This window comes from Nonomuraea deserti, assembly GCF_004348685.1.
Classification (GTDB): Bacteria; Actinomycetota; Actinomycetes; order Streptosporangiales; family Streptosporangiaceae; genus Nonomuraea; species Nonomuraea deserti.
Genome location: NZ_SMKO01000057.1, coordinates 21,273 through 39,004 on the forward strand (window position 1 = coordinate 21,273; position 17,732 = coordinate 39,004).

Consider the following 17,732-nt stretch of genomic DNA (forward strand, 5'->3'; position numbering starts at 1 on the left):
TCCATATCGGGCGCTCATGCGATGGACTGGAAGGTAATACTGGTATAGACCGTAAGTCAACAGGCGGGAGGCCATAAGATGGTGCGCCGACAGGACTGGGAGGGAGCCGGCGGTGGCGAGGCCGCGACACGAACCGCGTGATGTCGCACCAGAGGTGTTCTCGGCGGGCGAGGGAAGCCCGAAGGGCAAGCACATCCAGGACGTCCTCACCGCCCTGGTGCTCGACATGCGCGACGGCGCCCTGCTCCCCTCCGAACGCGTCCTCGCCGAGCGGTTCGGCGTGGCCAGGATGACGGTCCGCGGAGCGATCAACGACCTGGAGGCGCGCGGGCTGGTCAGGCGCGTCGCGGGGCGGGGCACGTTCGTGCAGCAGCCCACCCTCACGCACTCGGAGAACTTCCGCTCCTTCAGCGAGGACATGCGGATGCGCGGGATGGTTCCCGGCGCCAAGAGCTACCGGGGCCGCACCCGGCCCGCGCCGCGCGACATCGCGGCCCGCCTCGGCCTCGCCTCCGGCGATCCGGTCCACTCCATCGAGCGGGTGCGGACCGCTGACGGCGTCCCCATGGCGCTGGAGCGCACGAACCTGTCCGCCGCGCGGTTCCCGGGTCTGCTCGCCGAGATGGGGCGGGACGACTCGCTCTTCGAGCTCCTTGGACGCCTGTTCGGCGTGCGGCTGGAGACCGCGGAGCAAACCGTCTCCATCGCCCGGCTGAGCCGGTCGGAGGCCAGACGGCTGGAGGTGCCGGACTATGATCCGGCGTTCCTCGTGGAACGGGTCGCCGTGGACACCATGGGCAACGTGGTCGAGTTCGGCCGCTCGCTGTACCGCGGCGATCGCTACGTCATCCAGATGCACGTCAGCCGGCCCCCGGCCGTCGACTGACCCCGGCCCGGCGGACCCTCACCGCGAGCTGCCAGGCCCCTCCCCTGCACGCGTCTCCCCCTTGTCACTCCCTCCACGCGGTGTTACGTTTCCGCCGAATACTGGTCTAGACAGGAATGTCTGGGCGGAGACTCACCCCCAGGGAGACGCACCATGAGATTCGGAGTCACCGCGGTCGTGGCAGCGGCCGCATTACTCCTGGCGACGCCCGCCGTCGCCGCCGCGGAGCCGCCGGGCGGCGCTCCGGCCGGGCAGGCCGAGCTAAGGATCCGGATGCTGGACTTCAACTTCGCCGGAAACGGCTTCAACGGCGGGAACACGGGCGCCCCGGTCGACGACGCCGTGACGAAGATCTACGAGCAGGGCGCCGAGATCATCTCGCTCAACGAGATGTGCTACACGCAGTGGGTCGCGCTGCGGGACCGGCTGAAGGCGAAGCCGGGGTACGGCGGTCTCACCGAGCAGGTCGTCGTGACGAACTACGACATCCCCAACTGCCACGACGCGGACGTCAACCCCGGCGGCTGGTACGTCATGGGACTGCTGAGCAAGCACCCGTCCGACCGGGTGATGTTCGGTGACACGCCGTACCTGGACCTCGGCTACCACTATCGCCAGCGGTTCCGCAAGCTCGTCTGCGGTGACGTCCACGTGCCCCGCGCGGTGGCCGTGCGCGCGTGCGTGACCCATACCGAGGTGCCCCTGGTCATCATCGACGAGGGCTCCTTCCCCGACGACCCGGACATCGCCGGCGACCCCTATTACGGCCGCTCCATCAACTACGCCCAGTCGAAGCTGATCGCCGACACCATCACGCCGATGGCCGCCCGGATGCCGGTCGCCCTGCTCGGCGACCTGAACGAGTTGCCGTTCCTGCCCTCGCTCACCCACTTCTACGCCAAGTGCGGCGGGACGGGGGTGTTCAACGAGGTCGACGGAGCGGACCCGCGCTGGCGCGGCAACATCAGGCGATGGCACCTCGGGACGGAGGCGTGCCCGCACCGCCAGGGCGAGTGGACCATGGGCGCCGAAGGTCTGCCCGACGACTACCACCGGTCCTACCAGAGCAACCGGAAGATCGACTACATCTTCGTCGATCGCCGTCATTTCAAGGTGGGCCCCACGTCCGGCTGGGTCGTCTCGACGCCGTACTCCGACCACCGCATCGTCGTCGGCGACGTCGCGCTGAAGCACTGAAGGGTCCGCACATGCGCAGGCGAACGAGACTGTGCGCCGCGGCGCTGACCGCGGCCCTCCTTCCGGCGGGGACCCTGTCAGGTCAGGCCACGGCGGCCACCCGGCAGGCGGACTTCCGCATCCTTCCGTATCTGCAGAGCCCGAGTTCCTCGGGCATCACCATCACCTGGTTCACCGAGGACGGCGGGCCAGGCCGGTTGACCGTCCGCGGCCCGGGCCCCCGGGGCCGCCAGATCGCGCGGGTCGCCGGCGAGCTACAGCCGGACCTGGCCTACACGACCGCCGAGCTCACCCAGGAGATCCCCGGGCTGGAGCAGGGATCATGGCTCGAAGGGCCGGACAACTACAAGCACTCCACGCAGGTGAGCGGCCTGCGACCGGGCGCCCAGTACCACTACACGGTGGAACAGGGCGGGGAGACCTTCCGCGGCCGCTTCCGCACCGCCCCGGCCGCCGACCGCTGGCAGCACATCAGGTTGATCGCCATGTCCGACTCCGAGACCGAGCCACGCGGGCGCGTTCAGCGCCGGGAGTGGGCGCCGGGCGCCGGCGCCGCCGGCCGGCCCTCGGCCGATCCGGGTTCGCTCTGGGATCGAACGTACGGCACCACGGTCCTGTCCGGGACGCGCGTCCTGCGCTATCCGCTCACCGAGGACGAGGGCCTGCGCCGCAACCTCGCGGTCGTGCGCGACAGATCGCCCGACGCGGTGCTCTTCACCGGAGACCTCGTCCAGGGCGGCGGCTACCAGCCCGGCTGGGACGAGTTCTTCCGTCACACCGCCGGCGCCTCCGGCGACCTGCTGACCGACGTGCCCATCATCCCCGCGTTCGGGAACTGGGAGAGCTACGGGGCGATCAACGGCGGGTACGGCACGCCGGAGGACCGGACGCCGGTCGTACGATCGCGCGCCAAGTTCCACGCCTACTTCGACGCGCCGGGCAACGGAACGCCGGAGCACCGCGACAACTACCACCGCATCGACTACGGGCCGGTCACCGTGCTGACGATCGACAGCAACAACGGCGAACCGGATGACAGCGCGGCGAGCTACCCGCCCGAGGAGAAGCTGACCGGTCGCGAGTACACCGGGCCGGGCACCGACACCCAGGAGAACTTCACGCGTCCGGAGTACGAGGCGGCCGGCGGCCGTGACCTGTCGGACCACAGCCCTGGCGGCCGGCAATGGACGTGGGTGGAGCAGCAGCTCCGCGATGCCAGAGCCGCAGGTCAGATCGTGCTCGTGCAGTTCCACCACGCCCCCTACAGCAGCGGGGAGCACGGCCTGCCCATGAACCACGCGCTGACCTCGGGCCAGGGCGGCACCCCGATGCGCGTCTACCATCCCCTGTTCGAACGGTACGGGGTGACCGCCGTCGTCTCCGGCCACAGCGAGATGTTCGAGCGGAGTTTCGTCGACACGGACGGCGACGGCACCGGTGTGCACTACTACGACGTGGGTGTGTCGGGCGACGGCCTGCGGGGCGTGCGCCGGGACGGCCCCACGCTCGACAGCCCGCCCCTGGCGTACAACGCCTTCAGCCGGTGGACGGCTGACCAGGGCGAGCCCGAGGTGTGGGACGTCGTCGGCGGGACGCCGCGGCTGCTTTCGGGCGGCAAGCACTACGGTCACCTCGAGATCGACGTCGACCGGGTTCGGGGAAAGAGCGGCCGGAAGGCGCGGATCACCCTGACACCCGTCCATGTCTTCCCGGTCATGGACGACACGCTGACGGTGCTCCGTACCGAGCGGCGGACCTACTCCGACCACGTGGTGATCGACGTCGGCGCCGACGGGACGCCCGCGCGCTGAGCCGGGCCCACCACGTTTCCCGAAGATCCCTATCCCTCATAGGAGTCACCGTGCGTCACCTCGAACGGACGGCGGCGTGCCTGACGGCGCTGATCGCCGTCCTGGCCACGACCCTGCCGAGCCCTCCGGCGTCCGCGACGGCCACGGCCGCCTACACCGTCTGGCACTGGAACGTGGCCGGCAACAAGATGCACCACGGCTCGACGAGCGACGGAATGGTCGCCGGGGCTGTGGCCTCGATCCTCAACCGCGACGCTGATCTCGTCGCGTTCAACGAGCTGTGCTGGGGACAGTACAGATCGATCCAGGCCGAGCTCCGGTCGGGAGGCTGGCCCGCCGATCCGACCAACTACTCCCGTTTCGCCACGATTCTCGGACCCACACCCGGCGTGTGCGACGGGAACGAGAACTACGGCAACGCCATCTTCAGCAAGCGGCCGCTGGGCCCGGCGAGCCGGTTCACCCTTCCGTCCGACGGCAGCCGGGAGCAGCGGAACCTCCTGTGCGGCCACCTGCTCGACGCACCCAGGGTGCGCTTCTGCACGACCCACATCACCCCGAGCAACGCGATCGGCGACAACGGGCAGAAACACAACGTCAACCAGCTGACCTTCGTGCTCGACCGGCTCGAAGGCTACGGCGCGGAGGGCGACACCGTGATCATCGCGGGCGACTTCAACGCGCAACCACATTACGGCAGGCTCAACACCTGGTACTCCAGCACGCTGGACACAGCCCACAACAGCGGAAACACCGGACATTATCGAGAATTGGACGACAATGACCTCGGCCACTGCCCGGGATACGGCGAGTGGACGGCGACGGGGACACCGTCACCGGCCCCGCCGTGTGCCGCCGTCCAGCCCCGGGCGAAGATCGACATGATCTTCGTACGCCAGGACCGGATCGCCGGCCCCTACATGGGGGACTCCCTCGGCATCTCCACGTCCTGCACGGGGATCCCGGCCACCGAGAAGTACCCCGCGGGGTCCTGCTCGGATCACCGCATCCTCTTCGGCACCGTCACCGTCACCGCCGGCTGATCACGCCGGGATGCTCCACCACGGCCGCGCGACCTGCGGACGCCGGTGAGCACCCCTGCACTACGCCCGCCGAGCTGTTTCATGCGAAATGCCTGGTCAGGGAAGGCTTTCCTTCGTTGCGGATCTTGGCGGCATATGCCTACATTTCGGGATAAGGCACCCGAAAGCGGAGGAACTGCATGACCATCGAGCTCACCCGGCCGTACTCGCCCGAGAAGCATCACAGCCACCGGGACGTGACCGGCGGCTGGCTGCGTCCGGCCGTGTTCGGGGCGATGGATGGGCTCGTGTCCAATTTCGCGTTGATCGCCGGCGTCGTCGGCGCGGCGGGCGCCGGGCGCGGCGCGGTACTCGCGGGGTTCGCCGGTCTCGTCGCCGGCGCGTGTTCCATGGCGGCCGGCGAGTACACGTCCGTGAAGTCCCAGACCGAGCTGATGCGGGCGGAGATCGCCGTCGAGCGGCGCGAGCTGGCCAGGAACCCCGAGGGCGAGCTGGCTGAGCTGGCGGCCCTCTACCAGGCGCGGGGGCTCGACCCCGCGCTGGCGCACCGGGTGGCCCAGGGGCTGTCCGCCGATCCCGAGCAGGCGCTGCGGGTCCACGTCCGCGAAGAGCTGGGCGTGGACCCCGACGACCTGCCCTCGCCGTACGTGGCGGCGGGGTCCTCGTTCTGCGCGTTCGCCGCGGGGGCGCTGGTGCCGCTGGCGCCCTTCCTCTTCGGAGCGTCAGGGCTGGCGGTGGCCCTGGTGATGAGCGTGCTGGGACTGTTCGGATTCGGGGCCACGGTGGCGCGGATGACGGCGCGGCCGTGGTGGCTGGGCGGGCTGCGCCAGCTGGTGCTGGGTGTGGGGGCGGCGTCCGTCACCTTCGGACTGGGACACCTGCTCGGCGTAGCCGTCTCCTGATGGCGGCCACCGCGCGGATCGTATGCCACGGTCTTCCATGGCCACCGGACACGTCCCTGGAGAATGAGCATGAGCAGCCCCCGTGAGCACACGTTCCGTCCCGCCCGCCGTTCCGACGTCCCCGCGCTGGTCGACCTGGTGCAGTCGGCGTACCGGGGAGAGAGGAGCCGCAACGGGTGGACCGGTGAGGCGGATCTCCTCCAGGGGCAGCGCGTCGACGCGGCGATGGTGACCGAGATGATCGACGATCCGGCCACGACCGTGATCGTCGCCGAGGCCGGTGGCGTCATGGTGGGCTGCTGCCAGGTCGAGCGCCATGACAGCCACGCCTACTTCGGGACGTTCGCCGTCGCGCCCGACCTGCAGGGCGCGGGCACGGGGCGGGCGCTGCTCGCCGAGGCCGAGCGGCTCGCCCGCGACGAGTGGGGGGCCGGCGAGCTGCGGATGACGGTGATCGTCCAGCGCGAGGACCTCATCGCCTGGTACGTGCGCCGCGGCTACGTCCGCACCGGCGAGGTGACGCCCTTCCCGTACGGCGATGAGCGGTTCGGCGTGCCCATGCGTGACGACCTGGCGTTCGAGACCCTGACGAAGAAGCTCGGCTGACGCCGCGTTCAGCACATGGTCCACGAGGTGGACCGGCTCTTCCGCACCGGCGAGGTGAGCTGGAAGACGACCGTGTGCTCGGTGCCGAGGTCGGGGCTGATCTGCTCCTTCGAGCCGAAATAGTCGGACCGGGCGTGGGACGGGATCCGCCTCGACCCGCTCTCGATCACCTGGCCGTCGACCAGCCACCGGTAGGAGAACGGGGCGCCCATCTCGGACGCGTCCAGCCCGACGCCGAAGCCCAGCGAGCCCGTGTAACAGGTGACGCCCGCGCTGTTGATCTTGGACGCGCCGGCGACCCGGACGTAGGCGAGGCTGAACGAGGCGGCCTTCGTGCTCTTCTTGCTCGCGGTGGGCGACGGCCGCCTGGTCACCGGCTTCCTGGTCGCCGGCCTCCTCGTCGGCTCCGGGGTGCTCGTGGGCGTTCGCCGCGCGGCGGTGCGCTCCCGTGACGGCTGCGTGACGGGTCGCGAGCGCGTGGTCTCGGGAACGGCCGACGCCGTACGCGTCTTCTTCCTGGGCGGGGCGGTCCTCTCGCGCCGGGGCGTGGTGGTGGCGGAGGGGGACGGCTCGCTGGAGCCGGCGGCCAGCACCGACGGGGCGGGACTCCCGTCCGCCGAGGCGTTCCACACGACGACGCCGGCCGCCAGGCACACGGCGACCGCCCCGGAGACGGCGGCGATCAGCGGCACCCGCGCTCTCGTGCGGCGCGGCGGAAGGGTGCCATGCGGCTCGCCGCCCACCGCGGGGTGCGGGTGACCGGGCGTGCCTGGCCGGGGGACTTGGGCGGCCTCCGGTGGCGTCCCGGCCGGGTGGGGCCGTGATCCGCCGAGCATGCGCAGCAGGACGTCCCGCATCCGCGGCCGGGCGGCCGGGTCCTTGGCCAGGCAGGCGTACACGACGTGGCGCAGCGGCTCCGGCAGGTCGCCCAGGAACGGTTCCTGGTTGAGCACCCGGTTGATGACCGCGGGCAGCGAGTCCTCGCCGAACGGCGGCGTGCCCGTCCCCGCGAACACCATGACCGACGCCCAGGCGAAGACGTCCGCCGCCGGGCCGACGTACGCGCCCGCGAGCTGCTCGGGGGCCATGTACGCGGGCGTCCCGACCACGCTGCTGGTCACGGTGACCGCGGAGTCGGCGAGGCGGGCGATGCCGAAGTCGACGACGCGCGGCCCGTCCCGTCCGAGCAGCACGTTGGAGGGCTTGAAGTCGCGGTGCACGACCCCCGCCTCGTGGATGGCGGCCAGCGCCGTGGCCGTGCTGACGGCCAGGCGCTGCAGATCGGCGCCGCGATGGGGGCCCGCCTCCTGCAGGGACGGGCCTTCGACGTACTCGCTGACGATGTACGGACGCCCGCTCATCGAGGCGTCGAGCACCTGCGCGATGCAGAACGGCTCCACGCGCCGGGCCGCGGCGATCTCCTTGGCGAAGCCGTTGCCCCCGGCGACGGGCTGGCGCAGCACCTTGACGGCCACCGGCCGGCCGTCGGGGGCCTGTCCGAGGTAGACGGTGCCCTGGCCGCCCTCCCCGAGCCGCCCGACGAGCCGGTAGGCCGCGATCGCCTCAGGATCGTCTGGGCGCAGCGGCTCTGCGTTCGGCATGAGGGGGATGACTCCTGTGGCGGCTGGGACGGAACTCATGCACCTTAACGGGATAAATCCCGACGCGTGGGCGTGTTACGTGATCGACGCGCTCGCCTGCGGTCGCGCCGGCTCAGTAGCTGGGCGGAGTGGCGACGATCACGAAGTCGACCGGCTCGTCCCCGGTGTTGAGATAGCGGTGCGGCAGCGACGAGTCGAAGTAGCAGCTGTCCCCCGCCTCCAGCACGTGCTCGGCCCCGGACACCTCGACGACGAGCCGTCCCCGCAGCACGAGCACGCACTCCTCGGACGGGTGCGACCACGGCTCGGCGGCCGACGATCCGCCGGGCAGCAGGTGCCCTTCCAGCACCTCCAGCCGCCCGTGCCCGGGCGACACGCGGGTGTAGGTGATCCCGCCCGCGGGCGACCTGACCAGCATCCGCCCGTCGCGCCTGACCACGGCCACGGCGGCCGCGTCGGGCTCCTGGAACAGGCTGAACAGCGGCAGGTCGAGCACCTTCGCGATCTTCCTGAGCGTTTCCAGGCTGGGGTCGGCCAGGTCGCGCTCGACCTGGCTGATCAGCCCGCTCGACACGCCAGCCTCCGCGGCCAGCTGGGCGAGGGTCAGCCCGCGTCCGGTGCGGAGCTCACGGATCCTGGCGCCAATCACGCGCAGATCCTACCGGGCGTTAATGCCGTTGAAGAGATATTGACCTGGTTAAATCGGTCCGGATAAGGTGCCCGAAATGTCGCATCTGCTGAACGCCACTCAGTTCCGGGCCGAGTTTCCCTCCCTGACCGACTCCGTGCACCTGGCGAGCTGCAGCCAGGGCGCCCTGTCGTCGCGGCTCTCGTACGCGCTCCAGGAGATCGGCCATACGCTGCGCGACAGAGGCGCCCCCTGGGAGGTGTGGATGGCGGAGGTCGGTCGCGCCAGGCAGCGGTTCGCCCGGCTCATCGGCGCCGAGCCCGACGAGGTGGCCGTGCTGTCGTGCGCCTCGGAGGCCGCCTTCCAGGCCGCGTCGTCGCTCGACTGGTCGCGCCGTCCCGGCCTCGTCACCAACGACCTCGAGTTCCCGTCCATCGCGCACGTGTGGCTGGCCCAGCGCGGGCGCGGCGCCACGGTCAAGGTGGCCGCCGACACCGGAGAGAACGTCGCGGCCGAGGCGTACGAGCAGGTCGTCGACGAGACCGTCAACCTGGTGTCGGTGCCGCTGCACACCTACCGCAACGGCGCCCGCCTCCCGGTCGAGGACGTCGTCCGCCTGGCGCACGAGCAGGGCGCGCGCGTGTTCGTGGACGCCTACCAGGGCGCCGGCGTCACCCCGATCGACGTGAAACGGCTCGGCTGCGACTACCTGGCGGCCGGGTCGCTCAAATACCTGCTCGGCCTGCCCGGCATCGCGTTCCTCTACGTACGCGGCGGCATGGAGCAGCAGCGCGAGCCCGAGCTCACCGGCTGGTTCGGCCGCACCGACCCGTTCGCCTTCGACCCCCGGCTGCTCGACTTCCCCGCCGACGCCCGGCGCTTCGAGACCGGCACGCCGCCCATCCCGTCCGCCTACGCGGCCAACGCCGGATTCGACCTCGTCGAACGGGTCGGCATGGACGCCGTGGAGGAGCACGTGTCCGCCCTGGTCGAGGAGCTGGCGGAGCGGCTGTCAGCGGCCGGCGAGCGCGTGGCGAGCCCGGCGGGAGCACGCGGCCCGCAGGTGGCCATCGCCGACGACGACCCGGCCCGGCTGGCGGCCCGGCTGGCCGAGCGCCGCATCTGGACCGCGCCGCGGGGCGACCTGCTGCGGCTGTCCTTTCACTACTACAACGACCGGTCCGACGTGGACGCGGCCGTCGAAGCCATCAGCGCCTGCCGCCGGGCCTGATCACCCCCGAAAGGTCTCTTGTGGACAACGCATTCGGATTGCGACGCAGGCTGACCGGGCGCCAGCTCACCATGATCGGGCTGGGCGGCGCGATCGGCACCGGGCTCTTCCTCGGCTCCAGCCTGGCGATCTCCCAGGCCGGCCCGGCGACCATCGTCGCCTACATCATCTGCGCGGGCGTCGCCCTGGTGATCGGCTGGTCGCTGGCCGAGATGGTCGTCGTCCACCCCGAGGCGGGCGCCTTCGGCGTCATCGCGCACCGGTACCTCGGCCCGTGGGCCGGGTTCGTGGTCCGGTGGACGTACTGGACGATCCAGGTCATCGCCATCGGCGGCGAGGTCATCGCGGCCGGGATCTACGTGCAGTTCTGGTGGCCGTCGCTGCCGCTGTGGTTGCCCGTCACCGTGTTCTCTGCCGTGGTGCTCGTTGTGAACACCGCCGCGGTCAAGCTGTTCGGCGAGGTCGAGTACTGGTTCGCGATGATCAAGGTGGTGGCGATCATCGTGTTCATCCTGCTCGGCGTGCTGCTCGTCACCGTCGGCCTGCCCGGCGCGGGAGCCACCGGCGTCTCGAACCTCACCGCGCACGGCGGCTTCCTGCCCAACGGGATGAGCGGGCTGTTCCTCGCCATGGTGTTCGTGCTGTTCAGCTACATCGGCACCGAGGTCGTCTCGGTCACCGCCGCCGAGTCGGAGAACCCGGTGCGCGACATCCCGCGCGCCGCCCACCGCATGGTCACCCGGCTGGCCCTCTTCTACGTGCTGGCCATCGCGATCGTGCTCACGGTGGTGCCGTGGACCACCACCGCCCAGGGCGGCTCCGTGACCGAGAGCCCGTTCGTCAGCGTGTTCTCCGCCGCGGGCATCCCGGCCGCGGCGACCGTCATGAACTTCGTCGTGCTGACCGCCGCGCTGTCCAGCGCCAACACGAACCTCTACCTGACCACCAGGATGATGCACTCGCTCGCCGCCAACAGGTACGCCCCCGCCTGGACCGGGCGGCTCAGCGCGGCCGGCGTGCCGCGCAACGCGCTCGCGCTGTCGGCGCTCGGCCTCGCGCTCGCCGCGGTCGTGTCGGCGGCCAGCGAGAGCGAGGCCTACCTGGCGCTGTTCGGCGTCTCGGTGTTCGGCGCGCTGGTCGTGTGGCTGCTGATCCTCCTCACGCACCACGCCTTCCGGCGCACCCGCGCCGCGCAGGGGCTGCCGCCCTCGCCGGTCCGGCTCTGGGGCGCGCCCGTCACGTCGGGGCTCGTGATGATCTTCCTCGCCGCGGTGCTCGTCTCGACGTTGTTCATCGAGTCGCTGCGGCCGGCGTGGTGGGCGGGCGTCCCGTTCTTCGTGATCGTCAGCCTCGCGTACGCCGTCATCTCCCGCCGCTCGAGGTCAACGGTGTAGCTAGGGGTTGCCGGAGGTGGCCAGCTTGACGCCCAGGGCGATCAGGGCGGCGCCCGTCAGGCCGTCCACGGCCTTGCGTACGGCGGGCCTGGCGAAGATCTTGCGGAGTGTCCCCACGATGTTGGCCACCACCAGGAACCACGCGACCGTGCCCGCCAGCGCGATCACCGACAGCACCAGGGTGTCCGGCAGCGAGGCGCCGGAGCTGACGAACTGGGGCATGAGGGCCACGAAGAACAGGGCGGCCTTGGGGTTGAGCACGTTGGTGAGCAGCCCTTCCGCGAACGCCGCCCACGCTCCCTGCCCTCCCGGGTCCGGCACGTCGAGCGTCAGGTCGCCGCCCCGGCGCAGGGCGGCGCGCAGCGCCTTGACCCCGAGGTAGAGCAGGTAGGCCGCGCCGGCCACCTTCACCACGGTGAACGCGATGGCCGAGGCGGCCAGCAGCGCAGCGACGCCGGTGGCCGCGGCCACCACCCAGACGAAGACGCCCACGGAGATCCCCGTCGCCGCCGCCATGCCGTGCCCGCGCCCGGAGACGGCCGAGCGGCGTACGACGACCGCGAAGTCGGGGCCGGGCGCCATGGCGCCGAGCAGCACCACCCCGCCGAAAGCGACAAGCTGCGTCACAGAGGTCATGGCGTCCACCTTACGGGCCCCGTGTCCCTCGATCGCCCGGCGTCCCGTGTCCGTTCCGGCGGCGAGACGGCGGTCAGTGCCTGCGCCGGCGGCGCCGCTTGAGGATGGAACGCACGGTCAGCAGGAGCACGACGGCCACGATCTGGCCGCCGATGACGATGCGGTTGACGTCGACGGCGGGCCGCCATTGGGCCTCGCCGTTTATGAGCACGAACACGCCCGCCGGAGTGGCGCTGAACCCGAAGCCGCCCCCGCTGCCCTCCCCCTTCTCGCCCTTCTCCTTCGCGCCCTGCCCTTGGCCGCCGCCGCCTCCTTGGGCGACCCTGGCGACGGGGATGACGACGATGTCACCGTGGTGAATGGGCTCGCCGAACACACGGTTGACGGTCGCCGCGTCCTTGGACTGCTCCACCAGCTCCATGATGTCCATGCCCCCATCGTGGCCCCGCGCCGCCCGCCTGGCCAATGTCGCAGGTGCGGGCTCAGACGCGGCGGCCGCGCAGCTCGCGGTATCGGCGCACGAGCCGCTCGGTGGAGGGGTCGGGCAGCGTGGCCGCGCTCGCCTCGGGCGGCTCGCCGGAGGTGAGCGCGGGCGCCAGGTCGAGCGCCATCTTCTTGCCCAGCTCGACGCCCCACTGGTCGAAGGAGTCGACGCCCCAGATGGCGCCCTCGGCGAAGACGATGTGCTCGTAGAGGGCGACGAGCTGGCCCAGCGTGGACGGGGTCAGCTTGGGCACGAGGATGGTGGAGGAGGGACGGTTGCCCGGCATCACCTTGTGGGGGACGATCTCGGCCGCGGTGCCCTCGCCCGCAATCTCCTCGGCCGTCTTGCCGAACGCCAGCGCCGAGGTCTGCGCGAGCAGGTTGGCGACGAGCTGGTCGTGCATGCCGTCACGATCTTCGAAGGGCTCGGCGAAACCGATGAAGTCGGCGGGCACCAGCCGGGTGCCCTGGTGGAGCAGCTGGTAGAAGGCGTGCTGGCCGTTGGTGCCCGGCTCGCCCCAGAAGATCTCGCCGGTGGCGGCGGTCACGGGAGCGCCGTCGGCGCGCACGGACTTGCCGTTGGACTCCATCGTGAGCTGCTGCAGGTAGGCCGGGAAGCGGTGCATCCGCTGGCTGTAGGGCAGCACGGCGCGGGTCTCCGCGCCGAAGAAGTCGTTGTACCAGACGCCGAGCAGGGCCATCAGCACCGGCATGTTGGCCTCGAACGGCGCCGTGCGGAAGTGCTCGTCGATGGCGTGGAAGCCGGCCAGCATCTCGCGGAACCGCTCGGGCCCGATCGCGATCATCAGCGAGAGGCCGATGGCGCCGTCATAGGAGTAGCGGCCGCCCACCCAGTCCCAGAAGCCGAACATGTTGTCGGTGTCGATGCCGAACTCGGCGACCTTCGCGGCGTTGGTGGAGACGGCCACGAAGTGCCGGGACACCGCCTCCTCGCCCAGCGCGTCGACCAGCCAGCGGCGCGCGACCCTGGCGTTGGTCAGCGTCTCCAGCGTGGTGAACGTCTTGGAGCTGATCACGAAGAGCGTGGTCGCGGGGTCGAGCCCGGCGAGGGCGCCGGTGATGTCGGCCGGGTCGATGTTGGAGACGAACCTGGCCGCGATGCCCGCGTCGGCGTAGTCGCGCAGCGCTTCGTAGGCCATGGCGGGGCCCAGGTCGGAGCCGCCGATGCCGATGTTGACGACGGTCTCGATGGGCCTGCCCGTGGCGCCCTTCCACTCCTGCGAGCGGATCCGGCCGGAGAAGGCGCTCATCTTGTCGAGCACGGCGTGCACGTCGGCCACGACGTCCTGGCCGTCGACCACCAGCCGCGTCTCGCGAGGCATGCGCAGCGCGACGTGCAGCACGGCGCGGTCCTCGCTGACGTTGATGTGCTCGCCGCCGAACATGGCCGCGATCCGCTCGCGCAGCCCGGCCCGCTCGGCCAGGGCCAGCAGCAGGTCGACCGTCTCGCGCGTGGCGCGGTGCTTGGAGTAGTCGAGGTAGAGGTCGCCGGCGGTCGCCGTCATGCGGTCGGCGCGGCCCGGGTCATCCGCGAACAGCTCGCGGAGCTCTTTGCCCGCCAGCTCGCCGTGGTGCTTGTCGAGGGCCGCCCACTCCTGGCTCCGGGTGATGTCGCCGTTCACGCTCTTCCTCCTCGCGTCGCCAAACCGATCACCATCGTCCCGTAACCACGTACCCCCCGGCGTTGATTCCGCGCGTGGCGGAGGAGACCTTTTGCGTACGCGGGACTCACGTCATGTCCCGCACCTTGCCGGGTGGAAAGTGGATTCAGCTCGCTCTATGGAGGAAGCAGCAGGAGCATGGAGCATATCGACGCATACTGGCGGGCAGCCAACTATCTGTCCGTCGGGCAGATCTACCTGCTGGACAACCCGCTGCTGAGCGAGCCGCTGCGGCCGGAGCACATCAAGCCGCGCCTGCTCGGCCACTGGGGCACCACGCCGGGGCTGAACTTCTGCTTCGCCCACCTCAACCGGGTGATCAGAGAGCGCGACCAGGACATGATCTACATCGCCGGTCCCGGCCACGGCGGCCCGGCGGCGGTCGCGCACGCCTGGCTGGAGGGCTCCTACACCGAGCGCTACCCCGACGTCTCGCAGGACGTCGAGGGCATGCGGCGGCTGTTCCGCCAGTTCTCCTTCCCGGGTGGCGTGCCCAGTCACGTCGCGCCCGAGACGCCCGGGTCCATCCACGAGGGCGGCGAGCTGGGCTACTCGCTCGCGCACGCCTACGGCGCCGCCTTCGACAACCCGGACCTGGTCGTGGCCTGCGTCATCGGCGACGGCGAGGCCGAGACCGGCCCCCTGGCCGCCGGCTGGCACGCCAACAAGTTCGCCGACCGCCGCCGCGACGGCGTGGTGCTGCCCATCCTGCACCTGAACGGATACAAGATCGCCAACCCGACCGTACTCGCCCGCATCCCCGAGCCCGAGCTGATCAAACTCATCGAGGGGTACGGCTACCGCCCCCATCTGGTCGGCCCTGACCACGCCGAGATGGCCGGCACGCTCGACACCGTCTGGGACGAGATGGCCGCGTACAAGGCCGGCGACGCCGACCGCCTCCCCATGATCATCCTGCGCACCCCGAAGGGGTGGACCGGGCCGCGCGAGGTGGACGGCCAGCCCGTCGAGGGCACCTGGCGGGCCCACCAGGTGCCGCTGGCGAAGGTCCGCGAGAACGCCACCCACCTGGCCATGCTGGAGGAGTGGATGCGCTCCTACCGCCCCGAGGAGTTGTTCGACGCCGACGGGCGCCCGGCCGCGGAGGTCGTGGACACCGTGCCGGCCGGACCGCGCAGGATGAGCGCCAACCCGCACGCCAACGGCGGCGAGCTGCTGGAGCCGCTGCGGCTGCCGGACTTCCGCACCCACGCGGTCGAGGTCAAGTCGCCCGCCGTCCAGGAGACCGAGCCGACGCGGGTGTTCGGCGGGCTGCTGCGCGACGTGATCGCCAGGAACCCGCACACGTTCCGGCTGATGGGGCCGGACGAGACCGCCTCCAACCGGCTGCAGGAGGTGTTCGAGGTCACCGACCGAGCCTGGGACGCCGAGCTGCTGCCCACCGACGAGAACCTCGGCGCCGGCGGGCGCGTCATGGAGGTACTCAGCGAGCACCTGTGCCAGGGCTGGCTGGAGGGCTATCTGCTGACCGGCCGCCACGGGCTGTTCAACTGCTACGAGGCCTTCATCCACATCGTGGACTCCATGTTCAACCAGCACGCCAAGTGGCTGGAGTCGTCGCAGAAGATCCCGTGGCGGCGGCCGGTCGCGTCGCTGACGTACCTGCTGTCGTCGCACGTGTGGCGACAGGACCACAACGGCTTCAGCCACCAGGATCCCGGCTTCCTCGACGTCGTGGTCAACAAGAAGGCCTCCGTGGTGCGGGTCTACCTGCCGCCGGACGCCAACACGCTGCTCTCGGTCGGCGACCACTGCCTGCGCTCCCGCGACTACGTCAACGTCGTCGTCGCCGGCAAGCAGCCCGTGCTCGACCTGTTCACCATGGACGAGGCCATCGCCCACTGCACGCGCGGCCTCGGCATCCTGCCCTGGGCCTCCACCGACCAGGGGGGCGAGCCCGACGTGGTGCTCGCCTGCGCCGGCGACGTGCCCACCCTCGAGGCGCTCGCCGCCGCCGCGCTGCTGCGCGAGCACCTGCCCGAGCTGAAGGTACGCGTGGTCAACGTCGTCGACCTCATGCGGCTGCAGCCCCAGTCAGAGCACCCGCACGGCATGTCCGACGCCGAGTTCGACACGCTCTTCACGACGGGCAGGCCGGTCATCTTCAACTTCCACGGCTACCCCTCGCTCATCCACCAGCTCACCTACCGGCGGAACGGCCACGACAACATCCACGTGCGCGGATACAAGGAGGAGGGCACCACCACCACGCCCTTCGACATGTGCATGCTCAACGACATCGACCGCTACCACCTGGTCATGGACGTCATCGACCGCGTCCCCGGGCTCGGCGCCACCCAGGCGCACCTGCGCCAGCACATGAGCGATGAGCGGTTGCGCGCCCGCGCCCACACCCGCGCGCACGGCGAGGACCCCGCCGACATAAGGTCGTGGACGTGGCCGGCCGCATCCTCGTCCTGAACACCGGTTCCTCGTCCATCAAGTACGAGCTCATCGACGTCCGCACCCGCGAGCGCCCCGCCAGGGGGCTGGTCGAGCGCATCGGCGAGGACGAGGGGCGCCTGGCGCACCACGCGGGTGACGGGCCCGCCTACGAGAGGCGGGCCCGCTTCCCCGGGCACGCCGAGGGGCTCGACGCCGTCATGGAGGCGTTCGAGACGGCCGGGCCCGAGCTGAGCCCGGTCGCGGTCGGGCACCGGGTCGTGCACGGCGGCACCACGTTCACCCGGGCCGTGCTCATCGACGACGCCGTGATCGCCGCCATCGAGCGGCTGGCGCCGCTCGCGCCCCTGCACAACCCGGTCAATCTGACGGGCATCCGGGTCGCGGGCGAGGCCTTTCCCGGGGTGCCCCAGGTGGCCGTGTTCGACACCGCCTTCCAGCTGACGCTTCCGCCGGCGGCGCACACGTACGCGGTGCCGCGCGACTGGCGCGAGCGGCTGGGCGTGCGGCGCTTCGGCTTCCACGGCACCTCCTGCGCCTACGTCTCGCGCCGCGCCGCCGCCCTGCTCGGCCGCGACCTGGCCGGGCTCGACCTCATCGTGCTGCACCTGGGCAACGGCGCCAGCGCCACCGCCGTCTCCGGCGGCCGCAGCGTCGACACCTCCATGGGCCTGACCCCGCTGGAGGGCCTGATCATGGGTACGCGCTCGGGCGACGTCGACCCGGCGATCTGCGGCTACCTCGTCCGGGTGAACGGGATGGACGCCGAGCAGGTGGAGGAGGCGCTCGGACGCCAGGGCGGCCTGCTCGGCCTCACCGGCAGCGGCGACATGCGCGAGGTGCGGGCCCGCGACGACGACGAGGCGCGGCTGGCCCTGGAGATCTACACCAGGCGCATCCGCAAGTACGTCGGCGCCTACTACGCGCTGCTGGGCCGGGTGGACGCGATCGTGTTCACGGGCGGGGTCGGCGAGCACGACGCCGCCACCCGCGCCGAGTCGCTGGCCGGGCTCGAACGGCTCGGTATCGCCGTCGACCCGGCGCTCAACCGGGCCGCGTCGACCGGGGAGCGCGTCGTGTCGCCGCCCGGCGCCGAGGTGGCCGTACTCGTCATCCCGACCGACGAGGAGTGGGAGATCGCCCGTGAGGTCCTCGCCCTGATCAGCGAGGGGCCCGAGCAGGACACCGCATCAGGTCCCTGACAGGCG

At 71.1% G+C, this 17,732-nt stretch carries 15 protein-coding genes; 10 read left to right on the forward strand and 5 right to left on the reverse strand.

Annotated elements, in window-relative coordinates; translation table 11 throughout:
- The first annotated feature begins 112 nt into the window (after positions 1-112).
- The 6 genes from E1292_RS21680 to E1292_RS21705 all read left to right on the forward strand — a co-directional run bounded on the left by E1292_RS21680 (position 113) and on the right by E1292_RS21705 (position 6,445).
- Positions 113-886 (forward strand): GntR family transcriptional regulator, encoded by a 774-nt coding sequence (locus E1292_RS21680; RefSeq protein ID WP_165974664.1) that lies wholly within the window; start codon positions 113-115, stop codon positions 884-886.
- 153 nt (positions 887-1,039) lie between these two features.
- Complete coding sequence (locus tag E1292_RS21685) at positions 1,040-2,083, forward strand: endonuclease/exonuclease/phosphatase family protein (RefSeq protein ID WP_132597050.1); 1,044 nt, start codon at positions 1,040-1,042, stop codon at positions 2,081-2,083.
- 11 nt (positions 2,084-2,094) lie between these two features.
- Positions 2,095-3,894, forward strand: coding sequence for a metallophosphoesterase family protein (locus tag E1292_RS21690; protein WP_132597051.1), 1,800 nt, complete (start codon positions 2,095-2,097; stop codon positions 3,892-3,894).
- Positions 3,895-3,944: 50 nt separating this feature from the next.
- Positions 3,945-4,937, forward strand: coding sequence for an endonuclease/exonuclease/phosphatase family protein (locus tag E1292_RS21695; RefSeq protein WP_220446986.1), 993 nt, complete (start codon positions 3,945-3,947; stop codon positions 4,935-4,937).
- A 179-nt stretch (positions 4,938-5,116) separates the two neighbouring features.
- Complete coding sequence (locus E1292_RS21700; protein ID WP_132597052.1) at positions 5,117-5,839, forward strand: VIT1/CCC1 transporter family protein; 723 nt, start codon at positions 5,117-5,119, stop codon at positions 5,837-5,839.
- Positions 5,840-5,908: 69 nt separating this feature from the next.
- Positions 5,909-6,445, forward strand: a complete 537-nt coding sequence (locus E1292_RS21705) for a GNAT family N-acetyltransferase (protein ID WP_132597053.1) — start codon at positions 5,909-5,911, stop codon at positions 6,443-6,445.
- Positions 6,446-6,453: 8 nt separating this feature from the next.
- On the opposite strand, the gene E1292_RS53930 is transcribed toward E1292_RS21705, so the two are convergent.
- Positions 6,454-8,046 (reverse strand): serine/threonine protein kinase, encoded by a 1,593-nt coding sequence (locus E1292_RS53930; protein ID WP_132597054.1) that lies wholly within the window; start codon positions 8,044-8,046, stop codon positions 6,454-6,456.
- A gap of 112 nt (positions 8,047-8,158) precedes the next feature.
- Complete coding sequence (locus E1292_RS21715) at positions 8,159-8,695, reverse strand: helix-turn-helix domain-containing protein (protein WP_132597055.1); 537 nt, start codon at positions 8,693-8,695, stop codon at positions 8,159-8,161.
- Positions 8,696-8,771: 76 nt separating this feature from the next.
- Here E1292_RS21715 and E1292_RS21720 point away from each other — a divergent pair, with 76 nt between their 5' ends.
- Together E1292_RS21720 and E1292_RS21725 are read left to right on the forward strand one after the other, a co-directional pair.
- A complete protein-coding gene (locus E1292_RS21720) occupies positions 8,772-9,905 on the forward strand; it encodes an aminotransferase class V-fold PLP-dependent enzyme (RefSeq protein WP_132597056.1) in 1,134 nt (377 codons plus the stop codon).
- A gap of 20 nt (positions 9,906-9,925) precedes the next feature.
- Positions 9,926-11,299 carry an amino acid permease gene (locus E1292_RS21725; protein WP_220446987.1) on the forward strand — a complete coding sequence of 458 codons (1,374 nt, stop codon included), beginning with the start codon at positions 9,926-9,928 and terminating at the stop codon, positions 11,297-11,299.
- On the opposite strand, the gene E1292_RS21730 is transcribed toward E1292_RS21725, so the two are convergent.
- The 3 genes from E1292_RS21730 to pgi form a co-directional block, all read right to left on the reverse strand.
- Positions 11,300-11,935: a LysE family translocator gene (locus tag E1292_RS21730; RefSeq protein ID WP_132597057.1), complete on the reverse strand. Its 636-nt coding sequence runs from the start codon at positions 11,933-11,935 to the stop codon at positions 11,300-11,302. It abuts the gene before it with no gap.
- Between the two features lie 73 nt (positions 11,936-12,008).
- Complete coding sequence (locus tag E1292_RS21735; RefSeq protein WP_132597058.1) at positions 12,009-12,365, reverse strand: spore germination protein GerW family protein; 357 nt, start codon at positions 12,363-12,365, stop codon at positions 12,009-12,011.
- Between the two features lie 52 nt (positions 12,366-12,417).
- Positions 12,418-14,061 carry a glucose-6-phosphate isomerase gene (gene pgi / locus E1292_RS21740; protein WP_132597059.1) on the reverse strand — a complete coding sequence of 548 codons (1,644 nt, stop codon included), beginning with the start codon at positions 14,059-14,061 and terminating at the stop codon, positions 12,418-12,420.
- Positions 14,062-14,238: 177 nt separating this feature from the next.
- On the opposite strand from pgi, the gene E1292_RS21745 reads away from it, so the two are divergent.
- Both E1292_RS21745 and E1292_RS21750 read left to right on the forward strand, forming a co-directional pair.
- Positions 14,239-16,542: a phosphoketolase family protein gene (locus tag E1292_RS21745; protein ID WP_132597060.1), complete on the forward strand. Its 2,304-nt coding sequence runs from the start codon at positions 14,239-14,241 to the stop codon at positions 16,540-16,542.
- Positions 16,518-17,726 carry an acetate/propionate family kinase gene (locus tag E1292_RS21750; RefSeq protein WP_132597061.1) on the forward strand — a complete coding sequence of 403 codons (1,209 nt, stop codon included), beginning with the start codon at positions 16,518-16,520 and terminating at the stop codon, positions 17,724-17,726. The genes E1292_RS21745 and E1292_RS21750 overlap by 25 nt, the downstream gene beginning before the upstream one ends.
- Positions 17,727-17,732: the final 6 nt, after the last annotated feature.